Origin of the sequence: Shewanella insulae, from assembly GCF_009831655.1 — a bacterium.
Taxonomy (GTDB): domain Bacteria; phylum Pseudomonadota; class Gammaproteobacteria; order Enterobacterales; family Shewanellaceae; genus Shewanella; species Shewanella insulae.
Genome location: NZ_WRPA01000012.1, coordinates 41,013 through 55,091, shown reverse-complemented (window position 1 = coordinate 55,091; position 14,079 = coordinate 41,013). Strand labels below are relative to the sequence as shown.

At 55.8% G+C, this 14,079-nt stretch carries 10 protein-coding genes; 7 read left to right on the top strand and 3 right to left on the bottom strand.

Annotation, left to right across the window (positions count from 1 at the left end; all coding sequences use genetic code 11):
• The first annotated feature begins 17 nt into the window (after window positions 1–17).
• The 7 genes from rsgA to GNT65_RS13600 all read left to right on the top strand — a co-directional run bounded on the left by rsgA (window position 18) and on the right by GNT65_RS13600 (window position 8,600).
• A complete protein-coding gene (gene rsgA / locus GNT65_RS13630; RefSeq protein ID WP_160797104.1) occupies window positions 18–1,073 on the top strand; it encodes a small ribosomal subunit biogenesis GTPase RsgA in 1,056 nt (351 codons plus the stop codon).
• Between the two features lie 43 nt (window positions 1,074–1,116).
• Window positions 1,117–1,977 (top strand): archaetidylserine decarboxylase, encoded by an 861-nt coding sequence (gene asd / locus GNT65_RS13625; RefSeq protein WP_160797102.1) that lies wholly within the window; start codon window positions 1,117–1,119, stop codon window positions 1,975–1,977.
• 8 nt (window positions 1,978–1,985) lie between these two features.
• Window positions 1,986–2,876, top strand: a complete 891-nt coding sequence (locus tag GNT65_RS13620; protein WP_160797100.1) for a DMT family transporter — start codon at window positions 1,986–1,988, stop codon at window positions 2,874–2,876.
• Window positions 2,877–3,000: 124 nt separating this feature from the next.
• Complete coding sequence (locus tag GNT65_RS13615) at window positions 3,001–6,183, top strand: mechanosensitive ion channel domain-containing protein (RefSeq protein WP_160797098.1); 3,183 nt, start codon at window positions 3,001–3,003, stop codon at window positions 6,181–6,183.
• Window positions 6,183–6,890: a glycerophosphodiester phosphodiesterase gene (locus GNT65_RS13610; protein ID WP_160797096.1), complete on the top strand. Its 708-nt coding sequence runs from the start codon at window positions 6,183–6,185 to the stop codon at window positions 6,888–6,890. The genes GNT65_RS13615 and GNT65_RS13610 overlap by 1 nt, the downstream gene beginning before the upstream one ends.
• Before the next feature lie 247 nt (window positions 6,891–7,137).
• Complete coding sequence (locus GNT65_RS13605; protein ID WP_160797094.1) at window positions 7,138–8,064, top strand: D-2-hydroxyacid dehydrogenase; 927 nt, start codon at window positions 7,138–7,140, stop codon at window positions 8,062–8,064.
• A 344-nt stretch (window positions 8,065–8,408) separates the two neighbouring features.
• Entirely contained in the window at window positions 8,409–8,600 is a 192-nt protein-coding gene (locus tag GNT65_RS13600) for a bacterioferritin-associated ferredoxin (protein ID WP_160797092.1), read from the top strand.
• A gap of 78 nt (window positions 8,601–8,678) precedes the next feature.
• Here the strand turns inward: GNT65_RS13600 and parC are convergent, their stop codons facing one another.
• The 3 genes from parC to parE form a co-directional block, all read right to left on the bottom strand.
• Window positions 8,679–10,946 (bottom strand): DNA topoisomerase IV subunit A, encoded by a 2,268-nt coding sequence (gene parC / locus GNT65_RS13595; protein WP_160797090.1) that lies wholly within the window; start codon window positions 10,944–10,946, stop codon window positions 8,679–8,681.
• A gap of 11 nt (window positions 10,947–10,957) precedes the next feature.
• The gene (locus tag GNT65_RS13590; RefSeq protein WP_244952185.1) at window positions 10,958–12,052 is read right to left on the bottom strand and encodes a PQQ-dependent sugar dehydrogenase; all 1,095 of its coding nucleotides are present in this window, start codon (window positions 12,050–12,052) and stop codon (window positions 10,958–10,960) included.
• A gap of 94 nt (window positions 12,053–12,146) precedes the next feature.
• The gene (gene parE, locus GNT65_RS13585) at window positions 12,147–14,033 is read right to left on the bottom strand and encodes a DNA topoisomerase IV subunit B (protein ID WP_160797086.1); all 1,887 of its coding nucleotides are present in this window, start codon (window positions 14,031–14,033) and stop codon (window positions 12,147–12,149) included.
• Between the last annotated feature and the right edge of the window lie 46 nt (window positions 14,034–14,079).

Genomic DNA, 14,079 nt, shown 5'->3' with positions numbered 1-14,079 from the left:
TTGACGATGACGACACTGTGAGTAAAAAGAAACCCCTAAGCCAAGGCCAACGCCGCCGCATGCGCGCCAATCATGAGAAAAGGCTGCAGCGCAAAGACGCAAAAGAGACGACCATTGAGTTACAGGATAGCTCACTGGGGCCAGAACAACAGGGCACCGTCATCTCTCGCTTCGGCCAACACGCTGATGTCGAAACGAAAAGCGGTGAACTGGTTCGCTGTAACATTCGCCGAAATATTCAAAGCCTGGTTACCGGCGATAAGGTGATCATGCGCCAGGCCACCGAAACCACTGCCACCATAGCCGGCGTGGTCGAGGCCGTCCACCCGAGACACTCCTCCCTGTCACGACCGGATCTCTACGACGGCATCAAGATCATCGCCGCCAACATCGATCAGATCCTCATCGTCTCTTCAGTGGTGCCTAGCTTTACCACACAGATCATCGACCGCTACCTGGTAGCCGCCGAAGACACAGGCATAGCACCGGTCATCATACTCAACAAGATAGATCTGCTCAGCAACGAAGAGGCCCCGGCCGTTGAGGCCGCACTGGAGCGCTACCAAGCCATCGGTTATCAGGTATATAGGGTCAGCAGTAAGTCTGGTGAAGGGGTCGAGGCGATCAAGACCCTGCTTAAAGATAAGGTTAGCGTATTTGTCGGTCAGTCAGGCGTGGGTAAGTCATCTTTAATCAACGCCCTATTACCGGAAGCCGAGCTCATCACCGGCGATGTGTCCGAGACCTCGGGTCTTGGCCAACACACCACTACCACGGCCAAGTTACTGCACTTCCCGAGCGGCGGCGATCTGGTAGACTCACCCGGCGTACGTGAATTCGCCCTGTGGCACCTGCCTGCCGAGCGTGTCGGCTGGTGCTTCGTCGAATTCAGGGATTACCTGGGTACCTGCAAGTTTAGAGACTGCAAACACAAGAATGACCCAGGCTGCGCCATCACTCAAGCCTTCGAGGAAGGCAAGATCGCCCAGGACAGGTACCAGAACTACCACAGAATTATCGACAGCCTGGACGAGCAGCGCCACGCCCGCCATTTCAAAAACGATAACGACTAACTAAATTAAGAACAGACAAACTGGATTTGAAGGAAAACAGACAGTGGACAAATTGAAGATTGCCTTGCAATACATAATGCCGAAACACCTGCTCTCACGACTCGTGGGTAAACTGGCAGCCGCCGAACTCGGCGCGGTAACGACAAGCGTAATTAAGTGGTTTATCACGCAGTATAAGATAGACATGAGCGAGGCCGCCGACAGTGCGCCAGAAGCCTACGCCAGCTTCAACCAGTTCTTCACCCGCGCCCTGAAACCCGGCATCCGCCCCCTGTGTGACGATGACGACTATATCGTTCATCCGGTCGATGGCGCGGTCAGCCAATGCGGGCCGATCAAAGAAGGTCGCATCTTTCAAGCCAAGGGACATGAATATTCGTCACTTGCCCTTTTAGGCGATCAGGCCGATGATGCCAAACGCTTCGAAGGCGGCGACTTTGCCACCATCTATCTGGCACCTAAGGATTACCATAGAATTCACATGCCGATTAAAGGCACCCTGTCTAAGATGACCTATGTGCCTGGCGAGCTGTTTTCGGTTAATCCACTAACGGCGGCGAATGTGCCCGGCCTGTTTGCCCGTAACGAGCGCGTCGTGGCCATCTTCGAAACCGAAATCGGCCCCATGGCCATGGTCTTGGTTGGCGCCACTATCGTGGCCAGCATAGAAACCGTGTGGGCAGGCACAGTCACGCCGCCGACAGGCAAGAAGGTCTTCACCTGGGACTACCCGACCGAGGGCCCAGAAGCTATCACCCTGGAGAAGGGCGAGGAGATGGGACGCTTCAAGCTAGGCAGCACTGTGGTCATGCTATTTGCCAAAGACGCCCTGGAACACTTTGCCGATGGTGTCGAGCCTAAGGCCGTTACCCGCATGGGTCAGGCCTTTGCCAAAATCGATTAGAGGAAACCTTGAACACAAGTAGCAGCGAACGCTCTGGCTTAATCGAACTGCATCTGGCCGTACTCCTATTTGGGGGGACGGCCCTTTTCTCCAAGCTTATTCCTCTCAGCGCCCTGGATATCACGGCACTTCGCTGCTGCATCGCCGCCCTCGCCCTTGCCCTCTTGGTCAAGGTCAGCGGCAAGCACCTCAGACTAAATCGCAGCAAAGACTACGGCATCGCCCTGGGGCTCGGCATTATCGTCAGCCTGCACTGGGTCACCTACTTTGCCGCCATGCAACTGTCGTCGGTGGCCATAGGCATGATCGCCTTCTTCACCTACCCTGTGATGACAGTCCTGGTGGAGCCTTTCTTTACCGGCAAACGCCTGGAGCTGGCGGACATCATCAGTGGCATCTGTGTCCTGCTCGGCGTCAGCCTGCTGATCCCAGAGGCTAACATTGGCAATGATGTCACCCTGGGAATCATCATAGGCGTGCTGTCTGCGGCCCTGTTCACCGCCAGAAACCTGCTGCACAAACGTTACTTTGCCAGCTACAGCGGCGCCCAGGCCATGTATTACCAGACAGGGGTCAGCGCCCTCTTCCTGCTACCCTGGCTCGAGGTCGACCCAAGCGCCATCCAAACCAACGTCTGGTGGTTGGTGATCCTGTTAGGCATAGTCTTTACCGCCGCGCCCCACGCCCTGTTTACCTCGGCGCTACGCCAGCTCAGTGCCAAGACGGTGAGCCTGGTTTCCTGCCTGCAACCCCTTTATGGTGCCCTGTTAGCCCTGTTGATCCTGAGCGAGGGACTCGCCTTGAAGACCGTTATAGGCGGCGCCTTGGTGGTCTTTACCGCCGTCTATGAGACCCAGAAGAGCCATAGAGCCAACCGCGCCCAAAAGACCGGCTCCTAAGGCATTTTCGTCGCCGGCAAACTAAACGCCACACGGTTCAAATTAACCAATTCATAGATATCATTTTCAAACTAACTTGGTAATATATAAGCGTCCATTGATCCTGGTGTTAACCAAGCGGCTTATGTCTCGTATATTACTGATTATTCTCTGTCTAATCTCTTTCTCAGGCGCCGCGAATTCGCCCCTGAACCTCAACAAACGCCTGGGCTTAGGACAGGAGCCCCAGGTCACCAGCAAGAGTACCGCCGAACAGCTTAGTCTGCTGGAACAGCAGCTCACCGAGCAGCAGGCACTGCAATCCAGCTTCGACGCCATCATTCACCAGTACCAGAGCCAGAAACAGGCGCTGACACAGCAGCTCAAGGAAGCCACGCTGCCGCTGGAATACAATCCCAACCAGGATTTAAGCCAGCAGGCTTCACTCTCCTACCTGAGGCTGTCGGAACTCAAAGAGACAGAGGCCAACCTGGCCACCCAGGTCAACGAGTCGATCAAACGCCAACGCCAGCTACCCAGTCTGATCAGCCAGGCCAACCTGAGCTTGGTCAAACACAAGCAAGCCACCAGCGACGATAACCTCCCCCTGAGCGAGATGCAGCGGCGGGTCTATGTACAGACGCTATCGACGCTCGAGTCGGAGCTGGCCAGCAGCCAGAAACAGATCGCCCTAACTCAGCAGCAACTGGCGCTGGTGCGCAGCCAGCTGGTGCAGCAAGAGGCCCTGATCGAGCGGCTCAACAGCGCCATCGCCGAGCAGCGTCATAAGGCGACGGCGGCCACCATCGCCGCCAGTCAGATAGAAACCTCCATCACAGACGATGCCATTACCATCAAGCTGAACGAGCAGAATCAGGCCTACGGCGAGCAGCTTAAACAACTGACCCATGAGGTCACCAATGTGATGACCCTGCAGGAGCAGGCCGAGACCCAATACCAGTTCCAGGCCAAACAGATCACCAACATTCAGCAACAGATCGCCCTGGTAAAGCTCAACTCTGCCTTCGGCGAGCGTTTCTTGCGTATCCTCTACTCGCTGCCCAAGCCGCCGAGCCAGGACAAGATCAGCAATGAGATCGCCAATGCCCGCCTGGCCCGCTACCAGATAGAGCAAGATCAGGCCCTGCATCCACTGCTCGGAGGCGCGGAGGAACTCACCCAGCTACAGGACAAGCTGGCCTCCGCCCAGAAGGAGCTACAGCGTCAGTTACTGGAAAACTATGATATCTACCTTGGCGAGTTGGCCGAACTTAGGCTCTTGTATGAACAGCTGGGGCAGCAATATCAGACCCTTAAGACCACACTCAACGAGCATCTATTTTGGGTCGCCAACGCCAACAGCATAGACGGCTATTGGCTGAGCGATCTGTACCAGAGCACCCAATGGCTGCTGACCCAGGCCCCTTGGCATCAGGTGCACGACTCCTTGAGCGAGCACAGTACCCTCTGGTCCTGGTGGGTGATTCTCATGGTGCTCTGCCTGGTGATGCAGGATCTGCTCACCCCCAAGTTTACCCAGTTGCTGGCGAAGAACGTCACCTATGTGGGTAACGTCACACAAGATAAATTTATCTATAGTTTCAATACCCTGGTTGGCTCTCTACTCTACAGCAGCATCAAGCCATTGCCGCTGATCAGCGGTGGCCTAATCTTCTACTTAAGCAGCCACAACCTGGTCTCCTCGGTGGGCATGGGTATACTGGCCATAGGCATGCTGTATCAGCTCTATCGCCTCACCTACCTGCTGGCGCTGGACAAGGGCCTGCTGATCGGCCATTTCAAGGGCGACAAGCCAAGCATACGCGCCGGACAGCAACGTCTGCGCACCCTGACCATATTAGCCATGCCAATCGTCGGCATCATAGGCTTTACCGAGGTGCTAGAGGCCTCACTGGTGCGCAACAGCCTGGGGCGCGGCGCCTTCATCCTGTTGGCCCTCATGCTGTTCTGGTTCTACCGTGACATGCTGAGCCTATCTAAGCAGGAGCATCACTATCATCAGGACGATAAGAACAAGCGACTGCTGCAGAAGCTGCTGTGGTCGATACTCATCCTACTGCCGCCGACCTGCGCCGTGCTGGCCTTCAGGGGCTACTACTTCACCGCCTATCAGATGCTGCTGCAGCTACAGCTGTCATTGATCCTATCCTTAAGTTTTATGCTGCTGTATCAGCTGATTAAACGCTGGATGCTGATCGAGCGCCGGCGGATCGCCTTTAACCGCGCCAAGGCCAAGCGCGCCGAGATCTTGGCCCAGCGGGAGAAAGAAGACGACCCGAATAGCAACGAGCCGCCCGACACCTATGAAGAGCCTGTGGTGGATCTGGAAACCATCTCCAGTCAATCTCTGGGGCTGGTGCGCTCTCTGCTGACGCTGGCCTTCCTGATCAGCCTGATCGGTCTCTGGACCCAGACCCATAGCGCCATCTTCTCCTTCTTGGACGGCATTACCCTTTGGACCAGCTCGAGCACGGTCGATGGCATCGCCCAGCAGATCCCCATCACCCTCAAGTCCTTGCTGCTTGGGCTAATCATCGTCGGCTTCTCGCTGATGATCGCCACCAACCTGCCGGGCCTGCTGGAGCTGATGATTCTGCAGCGGCTGGATCTGTCACAGGGCACGGGCTTCGCCATCACCACGGTAAGCCGCTACCTGGTGGTCTTCTTCGGCATGCTCAGCGGCTTTTCGACTCTGGGAATGGAGTGGTCTAAGCTGCAATGGCTGGTTGCGGCGCTCTCGGTGGGTCTGGGCTTCGGCCTGCAGGAGATCTTCGCCAACTTCATCTCAGGCCTGATCATACTGTTCGAGAAGCCGGTGCGTATCGGCGATACCGTCACCATTCGCGAGCTGACCGGCACGGTAAGTAAGATCCAGATCCGCGCCACCACTATCGTCGATTGGGACAGAAAAGAGATAATCGTGCCCAACAAGGCCTTCATTACCGAGCAGCTGATCAACTGGTCGCTGTCAGACCCCATCACTAGGGTGATCGTCTATGTCTCTGTCGCCAGGGACTCGGATCCCGCACGGGTCGAGGCAGCCTTGTATCAGGCGGTCAAGGAGTGTGACGATGCCCTGACCACCCCAGAGCCTGAGGTCTGGTTTGCCGGATTTGGTCAGCATACCCAGGATTATGAGATCCGCGCCTACGCCAAGGATATGAACACCCGCTGGCCGCTGCGACACAAGCTGCACAAGCAGGTCAGCAAGAAACTGAGAGAAAATCATCTGGAGCTGGCCTATCCGCAACTCGAGGTGCATATTAGTGGTCAGAACAAAGAGACTCAGGGGTTAATTAGAAGCTAATGCGTGTCTATGCTCATCGTGGAGCCAGCGGCTATGGCGCCGAAAATACCCTGGCCGCCATCAAGAAATCGGTCGCCCTGGGCTGTAACGCCGTCGAGATAGACGTCCACAGCGTCGAGGGCGAACTCTATGTGTTTCACGACAGGCGTCTCGACGGCAAGAGCACAGGCACAGGCCTTATCGAGGCTGTTACCCAGGAGTATCTGGCCCGCGTTACCGTGGATGGCGAGCCCATTCCTAAACTCTGGGAACTGCTGGAATACCTGCAGCCCTTCGACGCCCTGATCAACATAGAACTCAAAGGCCTCAACTCCCTCGGCCCTTTCATGGCCCTCTACCCCGAGATCCTCGAGAAGCTCAACTACCGTGCCGATCAGCTGCTGATCTCCTCATTCCATCACGGCTTCCTCTTTGCCCTGAGACAAGCCTTTCCAGACGCCATGCTCGCACCGCTTATTGAGGGCGTGCCTGAAGACATGGCCGCCATAGTCACCCGGCTCCAGGCCTTCTCATTGCACCTGAGCGTCAACTTCGTCACCCGTGAGCTGGTACAAGACGCTCACGCCCGCGGCGCCAAGGTGTTTGTCTATACCGTAGATAATCGCGACGATATCCACTATCTATCGCAGATGGGCGTCGATGGCATCTTCAGTAATTTCCCCGATGTTAGCGCCGACTGCGTCCACCAACTCCTGCTGACCCGTTAGGGTCAGCGAGTGCCTACTCACGCCATAACGCCCAACAAATAAGCAAAGTTCGCCCTAGCTGTGGACACCTTAGCCATTTTTTGTAACTGTAGAACTAGCCCCCCCTTTAGTACTAGATCCTACTTTAGTACTAGGCTAAAAGGGAGCGTCTATAATGACTAAGTGCGAATGAAAAAATTCGCCACAAAAATAAACCAGCCATTTTCTGGGTCTCATACAAAAATAAGAACAGCCACAAGGACTCACCATGGAACACAAGCTACTGCTGCTGACCAGCGATAACGATAAATACCGCAGCCTGCTCGGCTCCTGCCACCTGCCGCACCTAACACTGCTAGGTGACGATCCCCAGAGTATCCTCGAAGCCGACATCTGGCTGGCCGAACCGCCATTGGCCGCCCCCTTGGTGGGCCACGCCAAACAGCTCAAGTGGCTGCAGTCTACCTATGCCGGCGTGGATCTCCTGGTTAAACCCAGACTGCGCCGCGACTATCAGCTTACCAATGTTAGAGGGATCTTCGGCCCCCTGATGAGCGAATACCTGTTTGGCTACCTGCTGGCCCACCAACGCCAGCACAAACAGTATCAATCCCAGCAGGCGGAGAAGATCTGGCGCCCAAGTAACTTTCGTACCCTACAGGGCCAAGAGCTATTGCTGTTAGGCACAGGTAATATCGCCAAGCATCTGGCACAGACTGCCAAACACTTCGGCATGCGGGTCACAGGCATAAACCGCAGCGCCAAGCCGACCAAAGGTTTCGACTGCGTCGACACCCTGGCAAACCTACCCCACCATATCGGCAAGGCCGATGCCATAGCGGCCATCCTGCCCAGCACGCCACAAACCCAGGGCGCCCTCAACCAAGAACTGCTCGCCATGATGAAGCCAGAGGCGATCTTCTTTAACCTGGGACGCGGCGACGTGTTGGATCTCGACGCCCTCTACACCCAGTTATTGCACCATCCACAACAGAACGCCATCTTGGATGTATTTAACCAGGAGCCCCTGCCTCCGGAGCATCCCATCTGGTCGCTGGAGAATGTCATCATCACGCCCCATATCGCCGCCCCGAGTTTCCCCGAGCAGGTGGTAGAGATCTTCGCCAACAACTATCACAAGTTCATCAAGGGGGAGACGCTGAGTCACAGGGTCAACTTCGAACGCGGCTATTAACATAACGCCCCATTGGAGCCTGACTTACCTCGAATAGCGTTCCGCCTGAGCAATAAAGGACTCCCCCCCCAAGCCCTCAAATGAGCCATCCCCTTAGCGGCAAATGAATCTGTCGGGCGCACTTGCCCTGCCTCCAGCCTAAAATCGACACCAGTCAAAAGCCAGTAAAACGAGGTCAAATCCGAGGCGCAAATCGGCTAGAGCCCCCGTATTTAGTGGGATAGCTCACAATTTTTAATTCCCCGCTTAGGCACCATGATGCACAATCTATAACCAGGAGTTATTAGCAGTGAGAATCGTTTTCATTTATAATTACATGCATCTGAAGTAGGGGAGCCACCTGTATGTATGTTTGCCTTTGCCATGCCATTACCGACAAACAAATAAAAGAAGCCGTCGATCAAGGAGATATGTCTCTTTCCGATGTTAAGCGTCGTCTGGGTGTTGGTAATCAATGCGGTAAATGTAGCAAGATGGCGACCGAGATCATCCAGGCCCGCCTCGATGTCATTCCCAACTTCTACGAGGTGGCTTAAAGCCAGCTTCAATCAGACATAAAAAAAGCTGCCCTAGGGCAGCTTTTTTTATGTCTGGATTTTACGTCTGGAAGCCGACTAGAGACTAGTCTCATCCTCGCCAAGTTCCACCTTATCCACACGTTGCAGGCCGCGAGGCAGCTTGGCGCCACGACGACCACGCTCACCACGGTAGTGCTCGAGATCGCTCGGCTTGAGGGTAAGCTTGCGCTTACCCGCCCACAGGGTAACAGCTGTATCCTGGGGCACCACATGCAGATGCACCAGCAGCTCTTCGCGGCTCTTGGCCCTATCGCTGGCGATACCGATGATCTTGTTGCCCTTGCCCTTGGCCAGCTGTGGCAGCGCATCGACGGAGAAGAGCAGCATGCGGCCCTCGTTGGTGATCGCTAAGATAGACTCACTACGACTCTTGTCCACGCGTTTCGGCGGCAGCACCTGGGCATTGGCGGGTAGGCTGAGCAGCGCCTTACCCGCCTTGTTGCGAGACACCATATCCTTGTAGTCGCCGATAAAGCCATAGCCAGCATCCGAGGCCAACAGGAAGCATTGTCCATCTTCTCCTAGCAGCGCGTGGGCCATAAACTCACCCGGCGACAACTGGAAGCGGGTGGTCACAGGTTCACCCTGACTCCTGGCCGATGGCAGGGTATGGGTATCGGTCGCGAAGGCACGTCCCGTCGAGCCGATAAAGACGGTGGCGTTATTACTCTTACCCGAGGCGGCGCAGAGGAAGCCGTCACCCGACTTGTAAGAGAGTGCCGTTGGGTCGATATCATGGCCCTTGGCGCATCGCACCCAGCCCTTCTCCGACAGTACGACGGTAACCGACTCGGCCGGCACCAGCTCCTGCTCGGACAGAGCACGGGACTCGCTACGCTCGATAAGCGGTGAGCGGCGATCATCACCATAGGTTTCGGCGTCTTGCTTAAGCTCTTTCTTGATCAGCGTCTTCATGCGGCGATCTGAGCTGAGCAGCAGCTGAAGCTTCTCGCGCTCCGCCTCGAGCTCGCTCTGCTCTGTCTTGATCTTAAACTCTTCCAGCTTCGCCAGGTGGCGCAGCTTAAGGTCTAGAATCGCGTTGGCCTGCTCGTCGGTCAGCTTAAAGCGCGCCATCAGCTCGGCTTTGGGATCATCGTGGTAGCGAATGATCTCGATCACCTCATCGATGTTGAGGAAGGCAATCATCAAGGCATCCAGAATATGTAGCCTTGCCAGTACCTTATCTAATCTGTGCTCTAAACGGCGTCTGACCGTGGTCAACCTGAACTCCAGCCACTCGGTCAGCAGCTGTTTCAGCCCCTTGACCTGAGGACGACCGTTAAGCCCAAGCACGTTGAGGTTAACGCGGAAGTTCTTCTCGAGATCTGTGGTGGCAAACAGGTGCGCCATCAGCTGATCGCAATCCACACGATTAGAGCGCGGCACGATAACGATACGCACCGGACTCTCATGATCCGATTCGTCACGCAAGTCGGCTACCATAGGCAGCTTCTTGGCCTGCATCTGGGCGGCGATCTGCTCGAGGATCTTGCCGCCACTGGCCTGATGGGGTAGCGCGGAAATCACTATCTCACCGGACTCTACGGTGTAAACGGCACGAGTCTTAATGGAGCCTCGACCCGTCTCATAGATCTTGGCGATCTCGCTTCTTGGGCTGATGATCTCCGCCTCGGTAGGATAATCCGGGCCAGGCACCAGCTCCATCAGCCTTTCCAGATCCGCCTTGGGATTGTCGAGCAACTCGACACAGGCATCCACCAGTTCGCGGGCATTGTGCGGCGGCACGTCGGTCGCCATCCCCACCGCGATACCAGTGATGCCGTTTAGCAGAATATGTGGCAGACGAGCGGGCAACACCATGGGCTCTTTAAGCGTGCCGTCGAAGTTGACCCCCCAATCGACCGTGCCCTGACCCAGCTCGGTCAGCAGCACCTCGGAGAATTTAGACAGGCGCGCCTCGGTATAACGCATGGCCGCGAATGACTTAGGATCGTCCGGTGCCCCCCAGTTTCCCTGACCGTCAACCAGCGGATAGCGGTAGGAGAAGGGCTGCGCCATCAAGACCATGGCCTCGTAACAGGCACTGTCACCATGGGGGTGATACTTACCCAGCACATCACCCACGGTTCTCGCCGACTTCTTGTGCTTAGATTGTGCCGACAGGCCGAGTTCGCTCATGGCGTAGACGATACGGCGCTGCACCGGCTTCAGGCCGTCGCCGATATGTGGTAGGGCGCGATCCATGATGACGTACATGGAGTAGTTCAGATACGCCTCTTCGGTGAAACGTCTCAAGGGCATCTGTTCGACGCCATCGAGGCTTAAGTCTATCGCATCACTCATTGATTAGGATCCTATTGTTCACTCGCTTCACTCTCTTCGCTCGTGTTCTCTTTATAAAACAGACGATACACATTGCCTTTCAGATCGTCTGAGATATACATGGCCCCATCGGGCGCCATGATTAAGTCATAGGGCCTGGCGACGGGGAATTCTCCATCGAGAAAGCTCACCACCGTCTGGCGCTTGCTGATATTGTCATCTTCCAGGGTCAACATGGTGACCTGATAGCCGATCTTGCTGGAACGGTTCCAGGAGCCGTTCTCGGCCACGAATAGCTGGCCACGATACTTCTCCGGGAACTCCTCGCCCCGATAGAACTCAAGCCCCATGGGCGCCACGTGGGCAGGCAACTCGAAGACGGGCGTGGTGACCTTGAGGCCCTTGGGCTTCTCGTAGGCGGGTTCCAGCACACTGCTGGCGTGAATATAGGGAAAGCCGTAGTGAGCGCCGACGATATCGACACGGTTGATCTCGTCCGGCGGCAACCTGTCACCCATCCAGTCGCGTCCCAGATCGGCAAACCACAGCTTGTTGTCTGTGGGCGCCCAATCGAAGCCGGTGACATTACGTATGCCGGTGGCAATCTGCTCGCTGCTACCGCTCGCGAGATCTATGGCGATGATGCTACCAAAGGGTGCATGGGCCTCGCAGACGTTACAGGGGGCGCCGATGGCGACATAGAGACGGCCGTCAGGGCCAAAACGCATGGCACGGCGGCTCTTGTTGGTCTTGCCCGGCAGACGATCATAAACCTCTTTGCCCCGTCCTGGGCGTCGCAGACGATTCTCTATATCCACGAAGCGTAAGATACGATCCTCTTCGGCGACATAGAGATCTCCCTCGTGAAAGGCGATCGCCTCTGGATACTCCAGCCCCTTGGCGACTACATAACGCTTGTCCACACGACCGTCGGCGTTGCTGTCCACTAGCGCCTGTATGGTGCCAGACTTGTAGGAGCCAACAAACAGGGTGCCTTCATCACCCAGCGCCATCTGCTTGGCATCACCGAGATCCGAGGCATACAGCGAGAGGCCAAATCCCTTGGTGACTGTGATCATGATGGGCTGTTCGGCGCGCGCCGTCAGCGTCATGCCAGTTGCCATCATGGCAAAAACCGCATTCAGAAAATAACAACTAACTCTTTTATTCTGCATTATATTAAGCTTGTCTAACGATTTCTTTTTTATTTTAATGACATAGCTATAGCTGGGCTAAGTCGCCTTTGGTTTCAAGCCAGGTCTTACGATCGCCAGAACGCTTCTTGGCCAGCAACATATCCATGATAGCCAAGGTATCCTCGGTATCGTCTATGGTTAACTGTACCAGCCTTCGGGTATTGGGATCCATGGTGGTCTCCCTAAGCTGCAAAGGGTTCATCTCACCCAATCCCTTGAATCGGGTCACCTGCACCTTACCCTTCTTCTTCTCGGCGCTGATACGATCTAAGATTCCCTGCTTCTCATCTTCATCTAGGGCGTAGAATACCTCTTTACCCACATCCACCCTAAACAGCGGCGGCATGGCGACATAGATGTGTCCCTTCTCCACCAGCACCTTGTAGTGCTTCATGAACAGGGCGCACAGCAAGGTCGCGATATGTAGACCATCCGAGTCCGCATCCGCCAGGATACAGATCTTACCGTATCTCAGCTCTGAAATATCGTTGCTGTCGGGGTCGCAGCCGATGGCCACAGAGATATCGTGCACCTCCTGGGATGCCAGCACCTGTGAGGCATCCACCTCCCAGGTATTGAGGATCTTCCCCCTAAGCGGCATGATCGCCTGAAACTCACGATCCCTCGCCTGCTTGGCACTGCCGCCCGCCGAGTCACCCTCCACCAGGAAGAGCTCGCCGCGCATAGGGTCCTGGCCACTACAGTCGGTCAGCTTACCCGGCAGCGCAGGACCCGAGGTCACCTTCTTGCGCGCCACCTTCTTAGCCGCCTTCAGACGTTTCTGGGCGTTGCTGATACACATCTCGGCAAGGGCCTCGGCCTGGTCCGTATGGGTATTGAGCCAGAGGCTGAAGGCGTCTCTGACGATGCCCGAGACGAACGCCGCACTCTGACGGCTGGAGAGCTTCTCTTTGGTCTGTCCGGCAAACTGAGGATCTTGCATCTTGATCGACAGGATGAAGCTGCTGCGATCCCAGATATCCTCGGGAGAGAGCTTGATCCCCCTAGGGATCAGATTGCGAAACTCACAGAATTCGCGCATCGACTCCAGCAGTCCCTGGCGGAAGCCATTCACATGGGTACCGCCCAGCGGTGTCGGGATTAGGTTGACATAACTCTCGTTGAGGGCGTCGCCCCCATCGGGCAGCCAGGTAATAGCCCAATCCACCGCCTCGGTATTACCCTTCATGCTGCCGATAAAAGGCTCCTGTGGCAGGGTCACAACGCCATTAGCCGACGACTTGAGATAGTCGGTCAGGCCACTCTCATAGCACCACTCCTCGACATCCCCCGTCTGCTTATTGTTAAACTTGATGCGCAGTCCAGGGCAGAGTACCGCCTTGGCTCTTAGCAGATAGATAAGCTTGGGAATGGAGAAGTTAACCGAGTCGAAATAGCTGGCGGTTGGCCAGAAATGTACCCGCGTCCCCGTGTTGCGTCGACCACAGGTACCGGTAACCGTCAGGTCCTCAACCTTGTCGCCATGCTCGAAGGCCATCTCATAGACCTGACCACCGCGTCTAACCGTGATCTCGACACGATTAGAGAGGGCGTTCACCACCGAGATACCCACCCCGTGCAGACCACCGGAAAACTGATAGTTATTGTTAGAGAACTTGCCGCCGGCATGCAGTTTGGTAAGGATCAGCTCGACCCCAGGAATCCCCTCTTCGGGGTGAATGTCCACCGGCATGCCACGGCCATCGTCGATCACCTCGAGCGAATTGTCCTTGTGCAACACCACGTCTATCTTGGTCGCGTGTCCCGCGAGGGCCTCGTCGACACTGTTATCGATCACCTCTTGTCCCAAGTGGTTTGGACGTGTGGTATCGGTATACATACCGGGGCGACGTTTTACCGGGTCGAGTCCATTGAGGACTTCAATTGCATCTGAAGTGTATTGGTTAGTCATAGCACACACAATATATTGTTATTCAGGCCATGTTGCGGCCCTACAT